This window comes from uncultured Caulobacter sp. (genome assembly GCF_947036865.1).
Classification (GTDB): Bacteria; Pseudomonadota; Alphaproteobacteria; order Caulobacterales; family Caulobacteraceae; genus Caulobacter.
Map to the genome: position 1 here is coordinate 13,631 of NZ_CAMQSF010000026.1, position 17,819 is coordinate 31,449.

Sequence of the window (17,819 nt, forward strand, 5' to 3'; positions counted from 1 at the left end):
TTTCCTAGCCCGCCGTTAAAAACTTTTAGCGCCCGTTAACCATGCGCGGGCGAGCATGGGCCGTAGCCAGAAGGGCTGACTGACGAATCGCGCGCGTTCGCCTGAAGGCGGCCACGCGGCTCACCCCAGAGTTTTCAGCCCGCGCATGAGCCCCGTCCGTCTCCTGATCGTCCTGGTCGCCGCGATCTCGGCCATCGGCCTGGCCGTCGTGTTGCAGCGCGTGCTGGGCGGCAAGCCGGTCGCGCCCATGGTTCGCGCCGCGCCCGCGGCGGCGCCGGGCAAGCCCATGACCCAGGTCCTGGTCGCCAAGCGCGACCTGCCCGTCGGGACCCGCCTGGTGGCCAGCGACGTCACCTGGCAGGCCTGGCCCTCCGACGCGATCAATGGCGCCTTCATCACCAACGGCGCGGCGCCGCCCAAGCCGGACGGCAAGGTCGCCGAGGCCAAGGCGACCCTGGCCGCCACGGCCGACCAGATGATCGGCGCCGATCCGTCCAAGGCGGTCGAGGGCGCGATCGTCCGCGACGCCATCCTGACCGGCGAGCCGATCACCCCTCGCAAGATCGTGCGGGGCGGCGAGGGCGGTTATCTGTCCGTCGTCCTGACCCCCGGCAAGCGCGCCATGTCCGTGCCGGTCAGCTCCGACACCGCCGTGGGCGGCTTCATCCTGCCGGGCGACCGCGTCGACGTGCTGTCGACGCGCGAGGTCTCGGGCGGCGGCGGCGAGGGCGGGCCGAGCCTGGGCAAGGCGACGGTCGCCGAGACCGTGCTGCAGAACATCCGCGTGCTGGCGCTCGACCAGAACACCGCCGCCGACAAGGACGCCAAGTCGATCGTCGCCGCCACCGCCACCCTCGAGGTCGGACCGGCCGAGGCCGAGGCCCTGGCCAAGGCCAAGGCGTCCGGCCCGATCACCCTGGCGTTGCGGGCCTATACCGACCTCGGCGGCCCGTCGGGCATGACCCGGCCCGTGACCGTCGACGACTCCACCGTCCGCATCAACCGCGGCGGCGCGACCACCAGCGTGGCGGTGCGCCCGTGAACCGCCCCTTGGACGCTTCCCCGAAAGCCCAGATGTCCTTCAAGCGTCGCCTCCTGACGGCCCACGCGGCCGCCCTGCTGGCCATGTCGTCGAGCGCGCCGGCCTTCGCCGACGGCCCGGTCGGCGGCTCGCACCTGTATCGCCCGCCGGCCCGCGCCGTCCGCGCCGCGCCCCCGCCGCCGGCGCCCGCCCCGGTCACCTACGCCCCTTCCGCCGGCGAGCAGGTGGCGCGCGTCACCCTGACCGCCGACCAGGACACCGCGACCCTGGAACTGGCCAAGGGCAAGTCGGCGATCGTCGAGCTGCCCAGCGAGGTCCGCGACCTCCTGGTCACCAATCCCCAGACCGCCGACGCGGTGCTGCGCGACAAGCGGCGGATCTACATCGTCGCCCTGGCCGAGGGCACGACCGACGCGGCCTTCTTCGACGCCGCCGGTCGCCGGATCCTGACCCTGAACATCCGCGTCACCCAGCCGGTCGACCAACTGGCCGCGACCCTGGGCCGGATCATGCCCGAGGCCAAGATCACCGTCTCGCCCGTGCGCGACAGCGTGGTGCTGAGCGGCCTGGTGCGCAACGCCGCCGAGTCGGAAAGCGCCGCGCGCGTCGCCGCCCAGTTCGTCGGCTCGCCCGACAAGGTCCTGAACATGCTCAGCGTCGCGGGCAAGGACCAGGTGATGCTGCAGGTCCGCATCGTCGAGGTGCAGCGCAACGTCATCAAGCAGCTGGGCGTCAATCTGAACGCCGTGCTGGGGCAGCTGGGCTCCGATCAGTTCACCCTGGGCTTCTCGCCGACCTACGGGGTCAATGGCGGCCTGCTGGGCGGCATCAACGGCGGCTACAAGCTGGACACCACCTCGCAGCCGACCAATCCGATCCCCAGCCTGTTCGGCGCGATCCCCGGCGCGAATTCGGGCGTCTCGCTGCTGAACTATCTGCAGCGCTTCCTCGCCAGCGACAGCTCGTTGACCAGCGCCCAGAGGGGCTATCTCGGCTCCTACGTCAATTCGGTCGCGGGCCGGACGACCGCCGTGATCCCGTCGGGCAACTCGACGATCACCTATACGATGAACGATGTCGGCATCTCGGCGGCCCCCCTGCCGTCGGCGGTCCAGTCGTACCTGCAGAACGGGTCGGTCACCGGCGGCAACGCCGCGGCCAATCTGTGGATGCAGAACTTCATGAGCAATCTGAACTCGGTCACGCCGGGGACGGGGTTCTACCAAGACAAGGGCAACCCGCTGGCCAACGTGACCAACAACCTGGCGGGCAGCGACGGCGTCAACTCCGCCAAGGGCATGTTGCAGGCGTTCGAGCGGGTGGGCTTGGTGCGCACGCTCGCCGAACCGAACCTGGCGGCCGTGTCCGGCGAGGCCGGCCACTTCCTGGTCGGCGGCGAGTTCCCGGTCCCGACGGGCAGCGACCTGTCGGGGAAGGTCACGCTGGAGTTCAAGCCCTACGGCGTGGGTCTGGGCTATACGCCGGTGGTGATGTCCGGCGGCCGCATCTCGCTGAAGGTGTCGACCGAGGTCTCGGAACTGACCAGCGTCGGCGCGTTCTCGCTCGCGGCGGGTCCCAACGCCACTCTGACGGTCCCGGGCCTGTCGGTCCGTCGCGCGGAAACCACGGTGGAGCTGCCGTCGGGCGGCTCGTTCATGATCGCCGGTCTGCTTCAGCAGACGACCAAGGAGATGATCGACGCCGTGCCGGGGATGACCAGCATGCCGATCCTGGGCGCGCTGTTTCGCTCGCGCGACTTCCTGAACAATCAGACCGAGCTGGTGATCATCATCACCCCCTACATCATCGACCCGACCAAGCCTCAGAACCTGCAGACGCCGGCTGACGGCCTGCGCTTCGCCGACGACATGAGCACGGTGCTGCTGGGGCGGCTGAACAAGGTGGTCAAGGCGCCGGCCGGCGCCAACGCGGGGCGCGCCTATCAGGGCCCCGTGGGCTATGTGATCGAGTAAGGACGCCGCCATGACGCACCGTGATCTCGTCAAGACCGTCCTGATGGCCGCCGCCCTGCTGGGGCTGGCCGCCTGCGCCTCGACCCCGCCGGATCAGGGACCCAACAAGAACGCCGCCACCGAGACCCAGCAGTGGATGGACCGCATCAAGGTCACCTCCGCGCCGGACGAGATCGTGCTGGCGACCCACGCCACCGGCGTGTCGGCCAACCAGTCCGCGGCGCTGGAGGCCCTGGTCGGCCGCTGGCTGGAGGCCGAAGCGCGCGAACTGGTCGTCACCGCGCCGAACGGCGCCGGCGCCATGGCCAGCCAGGTCCGCGATCGCCTGATCCTGTTCGGCGCGCCCGGCGCGCGCGTGCGGGTCGTCGGCTTCGATCCGACCGGCCCCGAGGACAACACCATCCGCGTCGGCTTCCTGCGCTACGAGGCCGAGCGGCCCAAGTGCGGCCAGCGCTGGGAAAACCTGTCGGCGACCCGCAACAACGTCGTCTATGAGAACTTCGGCTGCGCCATGGCGGCGAACCTCGCCGCCCAGGTGGCCAATCCCGAGGACCTGGTCCGGCCGCGCGACATGACGCCGCCCGACGCGGGCCGCCGGAACGACATCCTGGGCAAGTACCGCAAGGGCGAGATCACCAGCTCCAAGAAGGACGAGCAGGCCAGCGGGACCGTCTCGAAGGCGATCCCGTAATGCGGCCGACCGACAACGATCCCTTCGACCTGGGCTTCGACGCCGCCGACGAGTTCACGACCGGCGCGGCCGATCCCTGGCGCTCGTCCGCGCCGTCCCTGAACCCGGCCATCGACGGCTTCGACGACCCGTTCGCGGACTTCCCGCCCGCGCGTCCGGGGGAGGACGCTCCGCCGCCATGGAATCCGCGGCAGACTCCCCAGACCCGCCCGGCCCCGCAGCCGCAGCGCGCGGCCCAGCCCGCGCCGGCGCCGGTCGTGGAGCGGCGCGAGCAGGACGACGGCGGCTTCGAGATCCCCGCGGCGCGATCGGCCGCGCCGGCGCCGGTCTATCCCGAGGCGCTCGCCGACGGCGGCCTGGGCGAGGCGGTGATCCCGCGGATCACCATCCACGCCTTCTGGTCACGTCCCGAGACCGCCCAGCTGGTCGAGACCGCCGCCGCCGACCGCCGCATGGCCCGCGCCTCGACCATCGCGCGCGAGGGCGGCCTCGAGGCGGCCGTCGACTATTACCAGAACCAGCCGACTCCCTCGCTGGTGATGGTCGAGACGATGGACGGCGCCCAGCGCCTGCTACACCTGCTCGACAGCCTGGCCCAGGTCTGCGACCCGGGCACCAAGGTGGTCGTCATCGGCCAGACCAACGACATCGCCCTCTATCGCGAACTGATGCGGCGCGGCGTCAGCGAGTACCTGACCCAGCCGCTGTCGCCGCTGCAGGTGATCCGGGCGGTCGGCGCGCTCTACGCCGACCCGGCCGCGCCGTTCATCGGCCGCCAGATCGCCTTCGTCGGCGCCAAGGGCGGGGTCGGCGCCTCGACCCTGGCGCACAACTTCGCCTGGGCCATGGCCGAGAAGATGGAGACCGCCACGGTGCTGGTCGACCTGGACCTCGCCTTCGGCACCGCCGGTCTCGACTTCAACCAGGACCCGCTGCAAGGCGTGCTGGACGCGCTGACCCAGCCCGAGCGCCTGGACCCGGTGCTGATGGATCGGATGATGGTTCGCTGCGGCGACCGCCTGTCGCTGTTCGCCGCCCCGGCCACGCTGGACGACGACTACGAGATCGGCGCGGACGCCTATGAGGAGGTGACCCAGAAGATCCGCGGCGCGGCGCCGTTCGTGGTGCTGGACATCCCGCACGTCTGGAACGCGGCGACCCGGCGGGTGCTGATCGGCTCCGACGACCTGGTGGTGGTCGCGACGCCCGATCTGGCCAGCCTGCGCAACGCCAAGAACATCATCGACCTGGTGCGCGCCGCCCGCCCGAACGACATTCCGCCGCGCCTGGTCTTGAACCAGGTCGGCGTGCCGGGCCGGCCCGAGATCCCGGTCAAGGACTTCGGCGAGGCCCTGGGCGTGCAACCGTCCCTGGTCCTGCCGTTCGATCCCAAGCCCTACGGCCAGGCGGCCAACAACGGTCAGATGCTGGCCGAGGTGGCCCCGAAGTCGAAGGCGGCCGAGGGCCTGGAGCATCTGGCGCGGCTGATCAGCCGCCGCGAACCGCCGGCGCCGGAGAAGACGTCGATATTCTCGGGCCTGTTCAAGAAGAAATAGATGTTCGGCAAGCGCGACCCGTCAGCTCCCGGCGAGAAGAAAGCGCCGCCCCCCGCGCCCGCGGGCGGAGCGGCCATCGCCACGCGGCCGCAACGCGTCGAGCCCGCCGCCGAGCCCAAGGCGCCGGCGCCCAAGGTCAATGGTCCGGCCCCCAAGGCGACCCAGGGCCTGGAACAGCTGCGCGCCGCCCAGGGCCAGCCGCAGACCGCCTCGATCGTCCGCGAGCAGAGCGACTACTACCACGCCACCAAGACGACGATCTTCAACGCCCTGCTGAACACCATCGACCTGAGCCAGCTGGCCCAGCTCGACCACAAGCAGGCGGCCGAGGAGATCCGCGACATCGTCGCCGAGCTGGTGGCGATCAAGAACGTCTCGATGTCGGTGGCCGAGCAGGAGCACCTGGTCCAGGACATCATCAACGACGTCCTCGGCTATGGCCCGCTGGAGCCGCTGCTGGCGCGCGACGACATCGCCGACATCATGGTCAACGGCGCGCACCGGGTGTTCATCGAAGTCGGCGGCAAGGTCCAGCTGACCAATGTCCGCTTCCGCGACAATCTGCAGCTGATGAACATCTGCCAGCGGATCGTCAGCCAGGTCGGCCGCCGCGTCGACGAAAGCTCGCCGATCTGCGACGCGCGCCTGCCCGACGGCTCGCGCGTCAACGTCATCGCGCCCCCCTTGGCGCTGGATGGCCCGACCCTGACCATCCGGAAGTTCAAGAAGGACAAGCTGACCATGAAGAACCTGGTGGAGTTCAACTCCATCAGCGCCGAGGGCGCGCGGGTTCTGGGGGTCATCGGCGCCTGCCGCTGCAACGTGATCATCTCGGGCGGCACGGGCTCGGGCAAGACGACGCTGCTCAACACCATGACCGCCTTCATCGACCCCACCGAGCGGGTCGTGACCTGCGAGGACGCGGCCGAACTGCAGCTGCAGCAGCCGCACGTGGTGCGCCTGGAAACCCGGCCGCCCAATCTTGAGGGCTCGGGCGCGGTGACCATGCGCGACCTGGTCAAGAACTGCCTGCGGATGCGTCCCGAGCGGATCATCGTCGGCGAAGTGCGCGGTCCCGAGGCGTTCGACCTGTTGCAGGCCATGAACACCGGCCACGACGGCTCGATGGGCACGCTGCACGCCAACAGCCCGCGCGAGGCGATCAGCCGCGTCGAGAGCATGATCACCATGGGCGGCTACGGCCTGCCCTCGAAGACCATCAAGGAGATGATCGTCGGCTCGGTCGACGTGATCATCCAGGCCGCCCGCCTGCGCGACGGCTCCCGGCGCATCACCCACATCACCGAGGTCGTGGGCCTGGAGGGCGACGTGATCGTCACCCAGGACCTGTTCGTCTACGAGATCACCGGCGAGGACGAGCACGGCCGCGTGGTCGGCAAGCACCGCTCGACCGGCATCGCCCGCCCCCGCTTCTGGGATCGCGCCCGCTATTACGGCCTGGAGCGCGAGCTGGCCGAAGCCCTCGACGCGGCGGAGTAGGCGATGCTGTTCATCATCGTCGGGATCCTGGGCTTCATCACGATCGCGGGCCTCGGCTTCGCCTTCGCCGGCGGCGACAGCGCCCAGGTCAAGGCCGCCAAGCGCGCCCAGCTGATCGCCGGCGGCGGCGAGCGCCAAGCCAGCGTCCGGGCCAAGGCCGCCGCCAACACCCCCGACGCGCGTCGCCAGACCATCCTCAAGGCCCTGAAGGACCAGGAACGCAAGCAGAAGAAGGCCTCGCTCAGCGTCGCGGCGCGGATGCAGGCGGCGGGCCTGGGCGAGAATGTCCAGATGTTCTGGATCGTCAGCGCCGTGCTGGGCGGCTTCGTGGCGGTGCTGATGCTGCTGCTCGGCCAGATTCCGCTGGTGGCGCTGGGCGCGGGCTTCGCCGCCGGCGCCGGCCTGCCGCGCTGGGTGCTCGGCTTCCTGGCCAAGGGGCGGGTGCAGAAGTTCACCGAGGCCTTCTCCGACGCCATCGACATCATCGTGCGCGGCATCAAGTCGGGCCTGCCGGTCCACGACTGCCTGAAGATCATCGGCAAGGAGTGTCCCGAGCCGCTGGCCGGCGAGTTCCGCATCCTGACCGAGAACGTCGCCATGGGCGTGCCGATGGATGCGGCGCTCGAGAAGATGTACGAGCGGATGCCGACCAACGAGCTGCGCTTCTTCTCGATCGTGCTGGCCATCCAGCAGAAGACCGGCGGCAACCTGGCCGAGGCGCTGGGCAACCTCTCCACCGTGCTGCGCGCGCGCAAGCTGATGAAGGAGAAGATCAAGGCGCTGTCGGCCGAAGCCGTGGCCTCGGCCTTCATCATCGGCAGCCTGCCGCCGGGCGTCGTCCTCCTGCTGAGCATCATGTCGCCGTCCTACATGGCGCCGATGTTCAGCGACCCGCGCGGCCACCTGTTCATGCTGGTCGGCGGCGTTTGGATGAGCATCGGCATCTTCGTGATGCGCAAGATGATCGACTTCAAGTTCTGAGGGGCAGGGCCGCGTGAATATCGTCCAGACCCTGACCAACCCCTCCAACATCCTGACGGCGTTCATCGCCCTGGTGGTGTTCGCCACGATCATCACCCTGGCCTCGCCGGCCCTGCGGGACAACAATCTGGAAGGCCGGCTGAAGTCGGTCGCCAACCGGCGCGAGGAGCTGCGGCGCCGCTCGCGCCAGAACATCGCCGCCCGCGCCTCGGGCGGCGGCCGGCTGCGCCATACCGACGAGGGCCTCTACAAGAACGTGGTCGAGCGGCTGCAGCTGTCGCGGCTGCTGGAGGATCCGAAGGTCGTCGACAAGCTGGCCCAGGCCGGCTTCCGCGGTCCCCGGCCGGTGACGGCCTTCTACTTCTTCCGCTTCGTGATGCCGTTCGTGTTCGGCGCCGTGACGGCCTTCTACCTCTACGTGGTCAACGACTTCGGCCTGCTGCCGATGCAGAAGATGTGCGCCTGCATCGCCTTCGTCGCGCTCGGCTACTACGCGCCCAACGTCTACATCACCAACATCGCCCAGAAGCGGCGGGAGTCGATCGTCGCGGCGTTCCCAGACTCGCTCGACCTGCTGCTGATCTGCGTCGAGAGCGGCATGTCGATCGAGGCGGCGATCCAGAAGGTCGGGTCGGAAGTCGGGGCCCAGTCGATGGAGCTGGCCGAGGAGCTGTCCCTGCTGACGGCCGAGCTGTCGTACCTGCCCGACCGGCGCCTGGCCTATGAGGGCCTGGCCCGCCGGACCAACCATCCGGGCATCAAGTCGGTGGCCACGGCCATGATCCAGGCCGAGCGCTACGGCACCCCCCTGGGCGCCGCCCTGCGGGTGATGGCCAAGGAGAACCGCGAGCTGCGCCTGTCCGCCGCCGAGAAGAAGGCCGCCGCCCTGCCGGCCCAGCTGACCGTGCCGATGATCATGTTCTTCCTGCCCGTGCTGTTCATCATGATCCTGGGTCCGGCGATCATGAAGGTGCAGGACGTGTTCGGGAAACACTGAGCGGGGCGGTGACGCTCAGCCACTCCCTTCCTAGGCCCAGAGCGGGGAAGGGCGCTTGTTTCGCGGTCGCCCTGGCCATTCCTGGCCCAACCCTTGCGCGAGCCCGGCCGAACAGTTTCGGTTTGGGACAAACGTCATGGCTCACGCATCTGGCAAGCAGTCTTCCGTCCGCGCGTTCGCCAAGGCGGAGGAGGGCGGGGCGGCCGTCGAGATGGCCCTGCTGCTGGGCCTGGCGGCGTTCTTCGCCTTCAGCCTGCGTCACGTGCTGGTCGAGCCGGTGTTGGCGATCTTCAACCGCGCCACCCAGGTGATCAGCCAGGCCCTGGCGGGCTAGGGCTTACGAAGATCTCGACACCATAATCCGTGTCATCCCGGAAGCCTCGCGGAGGCTGTCCGGGACCCAGGCGCAACCGCATTGCATCGGCCCCTGGGTCCCGGCTCTCCGCTTCGCCGCGGCCGGGATGACAAGGAAATATTGCGCCGAAGCCTAAAGCGCGCCCCGCACCACGGTCAGCGACCACGGCGGCAGGACCAGCGGCGTCGTCCCGTCCTGGCGCCCGCGGCGCGGCGGCAGCTCGCGCTCGGGATGGCTCTGCTCGCCGGCGTCCCTCCAGGCGTAGCGCGAGCGGTCGTAGGTCCAGGTCTCCACCGGGCCGGCGAAGGCGCGGCCGTCGCTGAAGGCCAGGCGCGTGGCGTGCGCGGCCTTGGCGTCGCGATTGACCAGCATCAGCGCCCACTGTCCGTCCGGCCGCTCGACGGCGTAGGCGGTGACCAGCGGCCGGCCCTTGGCGTCGCGGGCCTCCGCGCTGGCCGGCCAGAGCCGGTGCCGGCCATGGCCGCCGTCGGTCCAGGCGTTGGTCAGCAGCCAGGCGGCCCAGAAGGTCGGCGTGCGCCACTTGGCCTGGCCGTCCGGCCCGGTCTGCCAGGTCATCATGTTGCCGTAGCCGGCGCAGGCCTGGTGCTGGTTGATCGGCTGGTTGGGCGTGTAGCCGAACAGGAAGGCCTGGGCCCCGCCGCGGGTCATGAACTGGCCCACGATGTCGGCGTTCAGCAGCGCCGCCGGGATCTCCGACATCACCCGCCCCGAATAGGCCGAGAAGCCGTACTCGCTGATCACCAGCGGCGCGGTCACGTGGTCGGCCTTCAGGCGGGCCAGATCGGCGTCCAGCATCGCCGTCTGGTCCAGCAGCTTCTCGTCGATCCGGCCGCAGACGTCGTCGAACGGGTAGCGCTCGAACGAGAAGAAGCCGAGGTCGGAGAGGCGCCCCCGCGCCGCCAGGGCGTCGACGAAGCGGCGGGTCCAGGAGCGGTCCTCGCCGACCTCGGCCGCCCACATGTCGGCGACGGCGGCCTGCGAGCTGGGGCCGCCGGTGACGATCTTCGGATCCACCGCGCGCACCGCGTCGGCCATCTGGATGTAGAGCGCGGCATAGTCCTCGGGCGCCCCGTACTGGCCATCGGCCTCCTCGCCGAGCTCGACCTGCGTCACGGGATGGCCGCGCCGCTTCAGATAGCGGATCTCGGCGGCGACGTTCTCGGGCGTGTCGAACAGGGTCCCGACCGGGACCATCATCGGCAGGCCGCGCGTCAGGCCCGTCTGGTAGACGAGGTCCAGGCCCGGCTGCTCCAGGCCAAGGTCGATGTCGCTCGCCCGGTGCCAGGGGTCGGTCGAGGAGACGTGCATGATGCTCTGGGTCGTGTTCGAGCGGCCCTTGCGCACCGCGTCGACGAACCGCCCGCCCTCCAGCCGGCCGAACCCGACCTCGGCCACGGCGTAGCCCAGGCCGTCGCGGACGTCCCTGGAGCCCTTCGGCGCGGTCCCGGACGAGCGGGTCATCAGCACCCGGATCATGATCGTCGTCACCGGCGCGTCCGCCAGCTTCAGGGTCGAGACGCCGCCGGTCGCGCCCTTGATGTCGCCGTGGGGGAAGGTGACCCAGCGGCCGTCCGGGTCCCAGTCGTCCTGGCCGGTCCAGTACTGCACCTGGTAGTCGACCGCGTAGGGCGTGGCCCAGGTCAGGCGGGCGGCGTCGATCGCCTGCCTGCCGCCCAGCTCGACGGCCAGCCACTGCGGCCGCGCCGGCGCGTGGGTGTAACGGCTGTCCAGATAGGGGTTCGACTTCCAGAAGGTCGCGGGATCGCCGTCGTCCAGCCGCGAATAGCCGCTGTTGTTGGCGTTGTCCTTGGTCATGCCCCGCCGGGGCAGGTCGTAGCCGTGGGACAGCAGGATCGGCGCGCCCGGCCGGTCGTCCGACGTCCAGTAGCCCTGGGCGCGGGCGGGGTCGCTCCAGCGGCCCTTGGGGTTCCAGTGCCAGGCCTCGACGCCCAGCTCGGTCCGCAGGCGATAGGTGACGCGCGGCAGGCCCACGGCCTTCATGGCGGCGATGTTGCGCGGCGTGTAGGTCGCCTTGACCTCGCCCCGGCCCATGCCGTCCAGCCCGCCGCCGAACGCCTCGTCGGGTCGGAAGACGTTGGCCGGCTTGCCGGCGGACAGGTCGATCGTCACCCGGTCGGGCACGGTCAGGGCGGCGGCGAGGGCGAGGACGGCGATCACGGCGGCGAGTCAAGCCTTGGCGTTGAGGCGAAATGGGGGCGCGCTGCGGGCCCCCGCGCCGTCGATATCGGATGCGGCGCCCGACGCCTACCCGACGAACGCCCGCTCGATCACGAAGTCGCCGGGTTCGGCGTTGGAGCCTTCCTTCAGCCCCTGGGCCTCGAGGATCGCGGCGGTGTCCCTGATCATGGCCATCGAGCCGCACAGCATGGCCCGGTCGTGCTCGGGATCGAAGGCGGTCTGGTCGAGGCCGAGGTCGCGGAACAGCTGGCCCGAGGCGATCAGGTCGGTGAAGCGGCCCTGGCGCTCGAACGGCTCGCGCGTGACGGTGGGGTAATAGGTCAGCTGGGCGCGGGCCTCGTCGCCGACCAGCGGATCGTCGAAGATGTCGTGGGTGAAGAGCTCGCGATAGGCCAGCTCCTTCACCTCGCGCACGCCGTGGGCGACGATGACGCGCTCGAAGCGGGCATAGGCGTCCGGGTCGCGGGCCACCGACAGCCAGGGCGCCAGGCCCGTGCCGGTGCCGAACAGGAAGAGGCGCTTGCCGGGCTTGACGGCGTCGAGGACCAGGGTCCCGGTCGGCTTCTTGCCCAGCAGGATCTGGTCGCCGGGCTGGATCAGTTGCAGGCGCGAGGTCAGCGGGCCGTCCGGAACCTTGATCGAGAAGAATTCCAGCTCCTCGGCGAAGCTGGGCGAGGCCACCGAATAGGCGCGCAGGATCGGCTTCTTCTCGCCAAGATCCTCGCGCGGCGGCAGGCCGATCATCACGAACTCGCCCGAGCGGAAGCGGAAGCTGGCGGGGCGGGTGATGGCGAAGCTGAACAGGCGATCGGTCCAGTGCTTGACCCAAAGCACCGTCTCGACGTGGTGGGGGGCTTCCTTCGCCGGCGCGGCGGCGGTCGCGGGGGCCGTCATCAAACTCTTGAATCCTTGGCGCGCGGGGCGCGGGCGACGCCGCCAAGCCGGGTGGGCGGCGTGCGTCTCATGTGAGCAAGGCGGCGCCGGAGTCAACGCCGCTTGTCTGAAGGCCGGCGGGGAAAAACTGACGACGCGCGACCGCCCGCCGCATCCGTCGGCCCCCGGAAAGATCACGCGCAGTATTCGCAAGTGCGAAAAGGTCGCGACACGGTAGGCCAGTAGTCGTTCAGATGGCCGGGCCTTTGATCCGTATCCGGTGCGAGATTGCGCGGTTGAGCGACGATGGTCGCCAAGTTGTCCGTGTTCGGCATGCTGGCGGGCATTCTTTTGCGAGATCGCCAAAATCACGGAACCGCTTTTTCGAAAAAGGCGAAAATGTGATTGCCGGTCCTGGAATCGAGGCGCAGACTTCCCGTTGCTTCGTTCGCGAAGCCAACGATACGGAGGAACGTATGCGGGTTTGGTTCGTAGGGGCCGCCGCGGCGGCCGGTCTGTTAGCGTTTGGTTTGGCCGGTTGCAGCGACGGCGGCGCGAAGACGAAGGTCGCGCAAGCCAATCAAGTGGTCGTGGAAGGCACGTCGGTGACGGCGTCGGGCTGCGTCCGCCCGGTGGAGAAGACCAACTGCCTGGTCGTGAAGGGCCGAGGCGGCGGATATTACGACATCAGTTCGGCCAATCCGGCCCCCGATCTCAGCAAGGGCGTGGCGATCTCGCTGCAAGGCACGGACAGGGGCAAGAACACCCAGTGCGGGCGTGAGCTGACTGACGTGAAGTTCTCCTATCTGGGCATCCAGTGCGGAGCGACGACGACGCCGGCCTCGGCCGAGGCCGAGAAGGCCGACAAGACCAAGACGTCGAAGGCGGGCTAGAGGCTATCTGTTTCGAATGGGATCATTCGAGACAGATAGACGGCCTTAGCCTTCGGTCCGGGGCTCGTCGGGATCGGCGTCCGGATCGTTCCGGGCGTTCGGCGAGCGGTCGGGCGAGAGCGCGCCCGTGCCGGGATCCGTCTGTGTCTGGGGCGAGCGTGTGCTGGCGGCCGCGCCGTCGGGCTCCGTGGCCGGGCGGGGCGGCTGGCCGTCGTCGTTTCCGCGCGCCTGATTCTCGTTCTCGACCTCGCGATTCGACGGACGGTCGGCGTGCGGGTCTGGCGAGGCGGGGTTCGAGATCGTCGGCATGGGTCGGAAACGCCCCGCGCGGGGCTTCGATCCGGGCTTTTGAACCGCGCGGCCGCCGCAAACCGCCGCGCGCCGCTTGCCGGGCGAGTGCGACCCTGCTAAATGGCGCGGCTCTGGCGACAGATCATGGCGCGCCGAAGCTTCAAGGCTTCCGGCGCGCCGTCTGTCTCTGGATGTCCGTCGGCCCGGAAGGGCGGTCGGTCCGCAGGAGTGTAGCTCAGCTGGTAGAGCATCGGTCTCCAAAACCGAGGGCCGGGGGTTCGAGTCCCTCCACTCCTGCCACTATATGTCTTCGACGGGCCGCCTTGGGCCCGCGTTTATGGAAGTCGTGAGCTTCAAGAGCATGGCCAGGAAACCGGGATCCAGCCCGTCCGCGATGAAGGCCCGCGCCGGCAAGACGGCCGCGGCGATGGCGCCCGCCGGGGCCGGCGCGACCGCCGCCGCCGCGCCCGCCGCCCCGAAGAAGCGCACGAGCCCCGTGCAGTTCTTCCGCGAGGTCCGCGCCGAGGCCCGCAAGATCACCTGGACGACCCGCAAGGAGACCTGGATCACCTCGGTGATGGTCTTCATCATGGTGGTCATGGCCTCGCTGTTCTTCCTGGCGGTCGACGGCGGCCTGGGCCTGGCCATCAACCAGCTGCTGAAGCTCGCCACCGCGCGATAAGATCAGAGACGATGAGCACCGAAACCACGTCCAATCCGAACCACAAGTGGTACATCGTCCACGCCTACTCGAACTTCGAGAAGAAGGTGGCCGAGAGCATCCGCGAGCAGGCCAAGAACCAGGGCCTGGAGGAGAACTTCTCCGAGATCCTGGTGCCGACCGAGGAGGTCGTCGAGATCCGCCGCGGCCGCAAGGTCAACGCCGAGCGCAAGTTCTTCCCGGGCTATGTCCTGGTGAAGATGAACCTCTCGGACGAGGCCTACCACCTGATCAAGAACACCCCGAAGGTCACGGGCTTCCTGGGCAGCGGCTCCAAGCCGATGCCGGTCTCGGAAAAGGAAGTCCAGCGCATCGTCGGCGCCATCGAGGAGGGCGTCACCGCTCCGAAGGCCGTGGTGCTGTACGAGGTGGGCGAGAACGTCCGCGTCATCGACGGCCCGTTCGCCAGCTTCAACGGCTCGGTCGAGCAGGTCGACGAGGAAAAGGCCCGCCTGCGCGTCACCGTCTCGATCTTCGGCCGCGCCACCCCGGTCGAGCTGGAATACAGCCAGGTCGAGAAGATCAGCTGATCCTTCGGATCGCCTGAAGCTTTCGAAAGGCCCCGTGTCGCAAGACGCGGGGCCTTTTGCTTTGCGGCGTTTGGCGTTGAGGTTATCCACAGGGGCGCCCTCTAACGCTCATCCCATCCCCGCTCGGAAACGATGATTTCCGTTTGGCGGCGGAGACTTAGCGGAAAACGCCCATTTCTCGTCCCCGGGCCCGCGCCGCGAGGCCATGCTGTTCGTCATGAGCCCGACCCCCGATCCCAGCGCCTGGCGCGCCGATATCCAAGCCCGGCTGATGGCCGCGATCGACGCGGCGTGGGCCCTGGCCGAACACAGCGACGATCCGGCGGTGATCGCCAAGGCGCGCGAGAAGGCCAAGCTGTGCGGCCAGATCGCGGCCACGGCGCGCAAGGTGGCGGCCATGACCCCGGCGGAGCGCCCCGGCAAGGCGGGGTCCGGGCGGCCGCTGGACCTGATCGCGGACTTCGTCCGGGACATGGAGGCGGCGACGACAGCGCCGGCCGAGCCCCCGCCCGAACCCCGCGCCGCCCAGGCGGTGGCCATGCGGGCGGCGCTGGCGAAGCTGAAGCGGCGGTAGGGGGCGTTCGGTCCTTAAAAACACGCCGTCATTCCCGCCCTCGTGGCGGGAACCCCTGGTTCAACTGACACGTGAGACGCAAGCGATCCGCTCAGCGGATCGCCCCTCCCGCACCTGCGGCGGACAGAGGGGTTCCCGCCACAAGGGCGGGAATGACGGTTGGAAGAGGGCGTCGCCCGCCTTCTCCGGGGAGGCCGGTGTGGAAACCCTCTCCCAGAGGGAGAGGGCGGGGCCCGCCGCGAAGCGGTGGGAGGGTGAGGGGTTACGAGGTCTGACGGCGTGCCGGCGCTCCGTCCGACGCCGTAACCCCTCACCCCAACCCTCTCCCTATGGGAGAGGGAGCATGTCCGCAAACCACTCATCTCGGCATTTGGAAACGTCGGCTGCCAGCCTCCGGCCCAGAAGCCCCATCCCCCTAGACTCAGCACCCCCCGCCTGCTACACGCCCCGCCTCGCTCCAAGACCCCGGTCCTGGGGCGCGCTCGTCGTTTAGGCTCACCGCTTCCGCGACGAGACCAAATCCGTGGGAGGGACGCCAAGCCCGCACCACGGCTCACCAGCGAGGGCCTCGGCCCTCACGAGAGGACATCATGGCTAAGAAGATCCTGGGCTACATCAAGCTCCAGGTGAAGGCTGGCTCGGCCACGCCTTCGCCCCCCATCGGCCCGGCTCTGGGTCAGCGCGGCGTCAACATCATGGGCTTCTGCAAGGAGTTCAACGCGCGCACCGAGAACATCGAAAAGGGCACCCCCCTGCCGACCGTGATCACGGTCTATCAGGACAAGTCGTTCACCTTCGTCACCAAGACCCCGCCGGCCACCTTCTTCCTGAAGCAGGCCACGGGCCTGAAGTCGGGCGCCAAGCTGACCGGTCGCGAGACCGTCGGCCAGATCACCCGCGCCCAGCTGCGCGAGATCGCCGAAAAGAAGATGAAGGACCTGAACGCCAACGATCTCGAGGCCGCCGCCAAGATCATCGAAGGCTCCGCCAAGGCCATGGGCCTGAAGATCGTGGAGGCCTAATCCAATGGCTAAGCAACCCAAGCGCATCAAGGCCTGGACCGGCGACCGCGAAGCGGCTCACTCGCTGGAATCGGCGATCAAGCTCGTCAAGGAAAACGCCAAGGCCAAGTTCGACGAGACCATCGAGATCTCGGTGAACCTGGGCGTCGACCCGCGTCACGCCGACCAGCAGGTCCGTGGCGTCGTCAACCTGCCGTCGGGCACCGGCCGTGACGTCCGCGTCGCCGTCTTCGCCAAGGACGCCAAGGCCGCCGAAGCCACCGCCGCCGGCGCCGAAGTGGTCGGCGCCGAGGACCTGGTCGAGAAGATCCAGAACGGCTTCATGGACTTCGACCGCGTCATCGCCACCCCGGACATGATGGCCCTGGTGGGTCGTCTGGGTAAGGTGCTGGGCCCGCGCGGCCTGATGCCGAACCCGAAGGTCGGCACCGTGACCCCGAACGTCGGCCAGGCCGTCAAGGACGCCAAGGGCGGCGCCGTCGAGTTCCGCGTCGAAAAGGCCGGTATCGTGCACGCCGGCATCGGCAAGGCCTCGTTCACCGAGGACGCCCTGCTGGTCAACGTCAAGGCGCTGATCGAAGCCCTGAACCGCTCCAAGCCCTCGGGCGCCAAGGGCGTGTTCATCAAGCGCGTGGGCCTGTCCTCGACGATGGGCCCGGGCTTCAAGGTCGACATCGCCTCGATCGGCGGTTGAGCCTCGCCTTTCAGTAAAGCGTAAGCGGACGGGCGCTGGAGCGATCCAGCGCCCGTTTCTGCGTTTGGGGGCGGCTTCCCTCTCCCCTTGCGGGAGAGGGTGGCCCGACAGGGCCGGGTGAGGGGTTGCGCTCCGCTATCCGGAAAGGCCTGTGCGACCCCTCATCCGTCAGCTTCGCTGACACCTTCTCCCGCAAGGGGAGAAGGAAGCCCCCAACATTGTCCCCCCGTCTAGCCGATGTTACCTTCCATCTAGACGAAAGCCCCCGCCATGCCCTTCCACGTCCGCGATCCCGAGACCGACGCCCTGGTGCGCCAGTACGCCGAGGAAAAGCGCGTCGGCATCACCGACGCCATCAAGCTGGCCGTGCTCAAGGCGCGCGAGGCCGATGCGCAGGCGCTCGCGGAAAAGCGGGCGACGCTGAAGGCGCTTCGTGGCGAGGTGGCCTCCTGGCCCAGGACGGGCGAGGTCGCCGACAAGGCCTTCTTCGACAGCCTCAACGACGAGTGATGTTCGTCGACGCCTCGGCCTGGACGGCCATCATCCTTAACGAGCCCGAAGCCGAGGATTTCGAGACCCGGCTGCTGACCTCGAGCCTCGTGCTGACTTCCGCCCTCGCCAACTGGGAAACCGTCCGGGCCGTCATGAAGGTCACGCATCAGGCCCAGGCCCGCGTCGACGCCATCGTCGCGGGCTATCAGCTTGCCGCCGGGGCGCGCCTTGTCGCGATCGGAGAGGCCGAGCAGCGTCTGGCCCTCGACGCCCACGCCCGCTTCGGCAAGGGCGTCCACCCGGCGCGGCTGAACATGGGCGATTGCTTTTCCTATGCCTGCGCCAAGGTCCACGGCGTTCCGCTGCTCTACAAGGGCGAGGATTTCGCCCTGACCGACATAACGGCGGCCTGAG

Annotated in this window: 19 protein-coding genes, 1 tRNA gene and 3 pseudogenes; 17 read left to right on the top strand and 6 right to left on the bottom strand. The window is 69.1% G+C overall.

What is annotated here, in order from left to right; genetic code table 11:
• Positions 1-145: 145 nt before the first annotated feature.
• From cpaB to Q0V34_RS13925, 8 genes are all read left to right on the top strand, one after another.
• Positions 146-1,042, top strand: coding sequence for a Flp pilus assembly protein CpaB (cpaB, locus tag Q0V34_RS13890; RefSeq protein WP_297512866.1), 897 nt, complete (start codon positions 146-148; stop codon positions 1,040-1,042).
• A 32-nt stretch (positions 1,043-1,074) separates the two neighbouring features.
• A complete protein-coding gene (locus tag Q0V34_RS13895) occupies positions 1,075-3,015 on the top strand; it encodes a type II and III secretion system protein family protein (protein ID WP_297512868.1) in 1,941 nt (646 codons plus the stop codon).
• 10 nt (positions 3,016-3,025) lie between these two features.
• On the top strand, positions 3,026-3,706 hold the full coding sequence (locus Q0V34_RS13900; protein ID WP_297512870.1) for a CpaD family pilus assembly lipoprotein: 681 nt from the start codon (positions 3,026-3,028) through the stop codon (positions 3,704-3,706).
• The gene (locus tag Q0V34_RS13905) at positions 3,706-5,262 is read left to right on the top strand and encodes an AAA family ATPase (protein ID WP_297512872.1); all 1,557 of its coding nucleotides are present in this window, start codon (positions 3,706-3,708) and stop codon (positions 5,260-5,262) included. Before Q0V34_RS13900 ends, Q0V34_RS13905 begins: the two co-directional genes overlap by 1 nt.
• The gene (locus Q0V34_RS13910) at positions 5,263-6,762 is read left to right on the top strand and encodes a CpaF family protein (RefSeq protein WP_297512874.1); all 1,500 of its coding nucleotides are present in this window, start codon (positions 5,263-5,265) and stop codon (positions 6,760-6,762) included.
• A gap of 3 nt (positions 6,763-6,765) precedes the next feature.
• On the top strand, positions 6,766-7,743 hold the full coding sequence (locus Q0V34_RS13915) for a type II secretion system F family protein (protein WP_297512876.1): 978 nt from the start codon (positions 6,766-6,768) through the stop codon (positions 7,741-7,743).
• Between the two features lie 13 nt (positions 7,744-7,756).
• The gene (locus Q0V34_RS13920; protein WP_297512878.1) at positions 7,757-8,740 is read left to right on the top strand and encodes a type II secretion system F family protein; all 984 of its coding nucleotides are present in this window, start codon (positions 7,757-7,759) and stop codon (positions 8,738-8,740) included.
• A 136-nt stretch (positions 8,741-8,876) separates the two neighbouring features.
• The gene (locus Q0V34_RS13925) at positions 8,877-9,074 is read left to right on the top strand and encodes a hypothetical protein (RefSeq protein WP_297512880.1); all 198 of its coding nucleotides are present in this window, start codon (positions 8,877-8,879) and stop codon (positions 9,072-9,074) included.
• A 153-nt stretch (positions 9,075-9,227) separates the two neighbouring features.
• Here Q0V34_RS13925 and Q0V34_RS13930 read toward each other — a convergent pair whose 3' ends face one another.
• Together Q0V34_RS13930 and Q0V34_RS13935 are read right to left on the bottom strand one after the other, a co-directional pair.
• On the bottom strand, positions 9,228-11,294 hold the full coding sequence (locus Q0V34_RS13930; protein ID WP_297512882.1) for a discoidin domain-containing protein: 2,067 nt from the start codon (positions 11,292-11,294) through the stop codon (positions 9,228-9,230).
• Between the two features lie 87 nt (positions 11,295-11,381).
• Complete coding sequence (locus Q0V34_RS13935; RefSeq protein ID WP_297512884.1) at positions 11,382-12,209, bottom strand: ferredoxin--NADP reductase; 828 nt, start codon at positions 12,207-12,209, stop codon at positions 11,382-11,384.
• 455 nt (positions 12,210-12,664) lie between these two features.
• Here Q0V34_RS13935 and Q0V34_RS13940 point away from each other — a divergent pair, with 455 nt between their 5' ends.
• Positions 12,665-13,081, top strand: a complete 417-nt coding sequence (locus Q0V34_RS13940) for a hypothetical protein (RefSeq protein WP_297512886.1) — start codon at positions 12,665-12,667, stop codon at positions 13,079-13,081.
• 45 nt (positions 13,082-13,126) lie between these two features.
• Here Q0V34_RS13940 and Q0V34_RS13945 read toward each other — a convergent pair whose 3' ends face one another.
• Positions 13,127-13,390 (bottom strand): hypothetical protein, encoded by a 264-nt coding sequence (locus Q0V34_RS13945; RefSeq protein ID WP_297512888.1) that lies wholly within the window; start codon positions 13,388-13,390, stop codon positions 13,127-13,129.
• A 206-nt stretch (positions 13,391-13,596) separates the two neighbouring features.
• Here Q0V34_RS13945 and Q0V34_RS13950 point away from each other — a divergent pair.
• The 4 genes from Q0V34_RS13950 to Q0V34_RS13965 all read left to right on the top strand — a co-directional run bounded on the left by Q0V34_RS13950 (position 13,597) and on the right by Q0V34_RS13965 (position 15,197).
• Positions 13,597-13,672 (top strand) — tRNA-Trp (locus tag Q0V34_RS13950).
• Between the two features lie 61 nt (positions 13,673-13,733).
• Positions 13,734-14,054, top strand: coding sequence for a preprotein translocase subunit SecE (gene secE / locus Q0V34_RS13955; protein WP_297512890.1), 321 nt, complete (start codon positions 13,734-13,736; stop codon positions 14,052-14,054).
• A gap of 11 nt (positions 14,055-14,065) precedes the next feature.
• On the top strand, positions 14,066-14,623 hold the full coding sequence (gene nusG / locus Q0V34_RS13960) for a transcription termination/antitermination protein NusG (RefSeq protein WP_297512892.1): 558 nt from the start codon (positions 14,066-14,068) through the stop codon (positions 14,621-14,623).
• A 205-nt stretch (positions 14,624-14,828) separates the two neighbouring features.
• Positions 14,829-15,197, top strand: a complete 369-nt coding sequence (locus Q0V34_RS13965; RefSeq protein WP_297512895.1) for a hypothetical protein — start codon at positions 14,829-14,831, stop codon at positions 15,195-15,197.
• Between the two features lie 26 nt (positions 15,198-15,223).
• On the opposite strand, the pseudogene Q0V34_RS13970 reads toward Q0V34_RS13965, so the two are convergent.
• Positions 15,224-15,341 (bottom strand): annotated as a pseudogene (locus Q0V34_RS13970) (hypothetical protein); the annotation flags it as partial.
• A gap of 62 nt (positions 15,342-15,403) precedes the next feature.
• Positions 15,404-15,559, bottom strand: a pseudogene (locus Q0V34_RS13975) (hypothetical protein); the annotation flags it as partial.
• Positions 15,560-15,787: 228 nt separating this feature from the next.
• On the opposite strand from Q0V34_RS13975, the gene rplK reads away from it, so the two are divergent.
• Both rplK and rplA read left to right on the top strand, forming a co-directional pair.
• Complete coding sequence (rplK, locus tag Q0V34_RS13980; protein ID WP_297512897.1) at positions 15,788-16,219, top strand: 50S ribosomal protein L11; 432 nt, start codon at positions 15,788-15,790, stop codon at positions 16,217-16,219.
• A gap of 4 nt (positions 16,220-16,223) precedes the next feature.
• Entirely contained in the window at positions 16,224-16,913 is a 690-nt protein-coding gene (rplA, locus tag Q0V34_RS13985) for a 50S ribosomal protein L1 (protein WP_297512899.1), read from the top strand.
• A 76-nt stretch (positions 16,914-16,989) separates the two neighbouring features.
• Here the strand turns inward: rplA and Q0V34_RS13990 are convergent.
• Positions 16,990-17,109, bottom strand: a pseudogene (locus tag Q0V34_RS13990) (hypothetical protein); the annotation flags it as partial.
• Positions 17,110-17,183: 74 nt separating this feature from the next.
• Between Q0V34_RS13990 and Q0V34_RS13995 the strand changes: the two are divergent.
• Positions 17,184-17,423 (top strand): type II toxin-antitoxin system VapB family antitoxin, encoded by a 240-nt coding sequence (locus Q0V34_RS13995; protein WP_297512901.1) that lies wholly within the window; start codon positions 17,184-17,186, stop codon positions 17,421-17,423.
• The gene (locus Q0V34_RS14000) at positions 17,423-17,818 is read left to right on the top strand and encodes a type II toxin-antitoxin system VapC family toxin (protein WP_297512903.1); all 396 of its coding nucleotides are present in this window, start codon (positions 17,423-17,425) and stop codon (positions 17,816-17,818) included. The genes Q0V34_RS13995 and Q0V34_RS14000 overlap by 1 nt, the downstream gene beginning before the upstream one ends.
• Position 17,819: the final 1 nt, after the last annotated feature.

Excerpts from the sequence above, each read along its gene's own strand:
- cpaB (WP_297512866.1), top strand. The coding sequence starts at position 146 with ATGAGCCCCGTCCGTCTCCTGATCGTCCTGGTCGCCGCGATCTCGGCC.
- Q0V34_RS13895 (WP_297512868.1), top strand. The coding sequence starts at position 1,075 with ATGTCCTTCAAGCGTCGCCTCCTGACGGCCCACGCGGCCGCCCTGCTG.
- Q0V34_RS13900 (WP_297512870.1), top strand. The coding sequence starts at position 3,026 with ATGACGCACCGTGATCTCGTCAAGACCGTCCTGATGGCCGCCGCCCTG.
- Q0V34_RS13905 (WP_297512872.1), top strand. The coding sequence starts at position 3,706 with ATGCGGCCGACCGACAACGATCCCTTCGACCTGGGCTTCGACGCCGCC.
- Q0V34_RS13910 (WP_297512874.1), top strand. The coding sequence starts at position 5,263 with ATGTTCGGCAAGCGCGACCCGTCAGCTCCCGGCGAGAAGAAAGCGCCG.
- Q0V34_RS13915 (WP_297512876.1), top strand. The coding sequence starts at position 6,766 with ATGCTGTTCATCATCGTCGGGATCCTGGGCTTCATCACGATCGCGGGC.
- Q0V34_RS13925 (WP_297512880.1), top strand. The coding sequence starts at position 8,877 with ATGGCTCACGCATCTGGCAAGCAGTCTTCCGTCCGCGCGTTCGCCAAG.
- Q0V34_RS13935 (WP_297512884.1), bottom strand. The coding sequence starts at position 12,209 with ATGACGGCCCCCGCGACCGCCGCCGCGCCGGCGAAGGAAGCCCCCCAC.
- Q0V34_RS13940 (WP_297512886.1), top strand. The coding sequence starts at position 12,665 with ATGCGGGTTTGGTTCGTAGGGGCCGCCGCGGCGGCCGGTCTGTTAGCG.
- Q0V34_RS13945 (WP_297512888.1), bottom strand. The coding sequence starts at position 13,390 with ATGCCGACGATCTCGAACCCCGCCTCGCCAGACCCGCACGCCGACCGT.
- secE (WP_297512890.1), top strand. The coding sequence starts at position 13,734 with ATGGCCAGGAAACCGGGATCCAGCCCGTCCGCGATGAAGGCCCGCGCC.
- nusG (WP_297512892.1), top strand. The coding sequence starts at position 14,066 with ATGAGCACCGAAACCACGTCCAATCCGAACCACAAGTGGTACATCGTC.
- Q0V34_RS13965 (WP_297512895.1), top strand. The coding sequence starts at position 14,829 with ATGCTGTTCGTCATGAGCCCGACCCCCGATCCCAGCGCCTGGCGCGCC.
- rplK (WP_297512897.1), top strand. The coding sequence starts at position 15,788 with ATGGCTAAGAAGATCCTGGGCTACATCAAGCTCCAGGTGAAGGCTGGC.
- rplA (WP_297512899.1), top strand. The coding sequence starts at position 16,224 with ATGGCTAAGCAACCCAAGCGCATCAAGGCCTGGACCGGCGACCGCGAA.
- Q0V34_RS13995 (WP_297512901.1), top strand. The coding sequence starts at position 17,184 with ATGCCCTTCCACGTCCGCGATCCCGAGACCGACGCCCTGGTGCGCCAG.
- Q0V34_RS14000 (WP_297512903.1), top strand. The coding sequence starts at position 17,423 with ATGTTCGTCGACGCCTCGGCCTGGACGGCCATCATCCTTAACGAGCCC.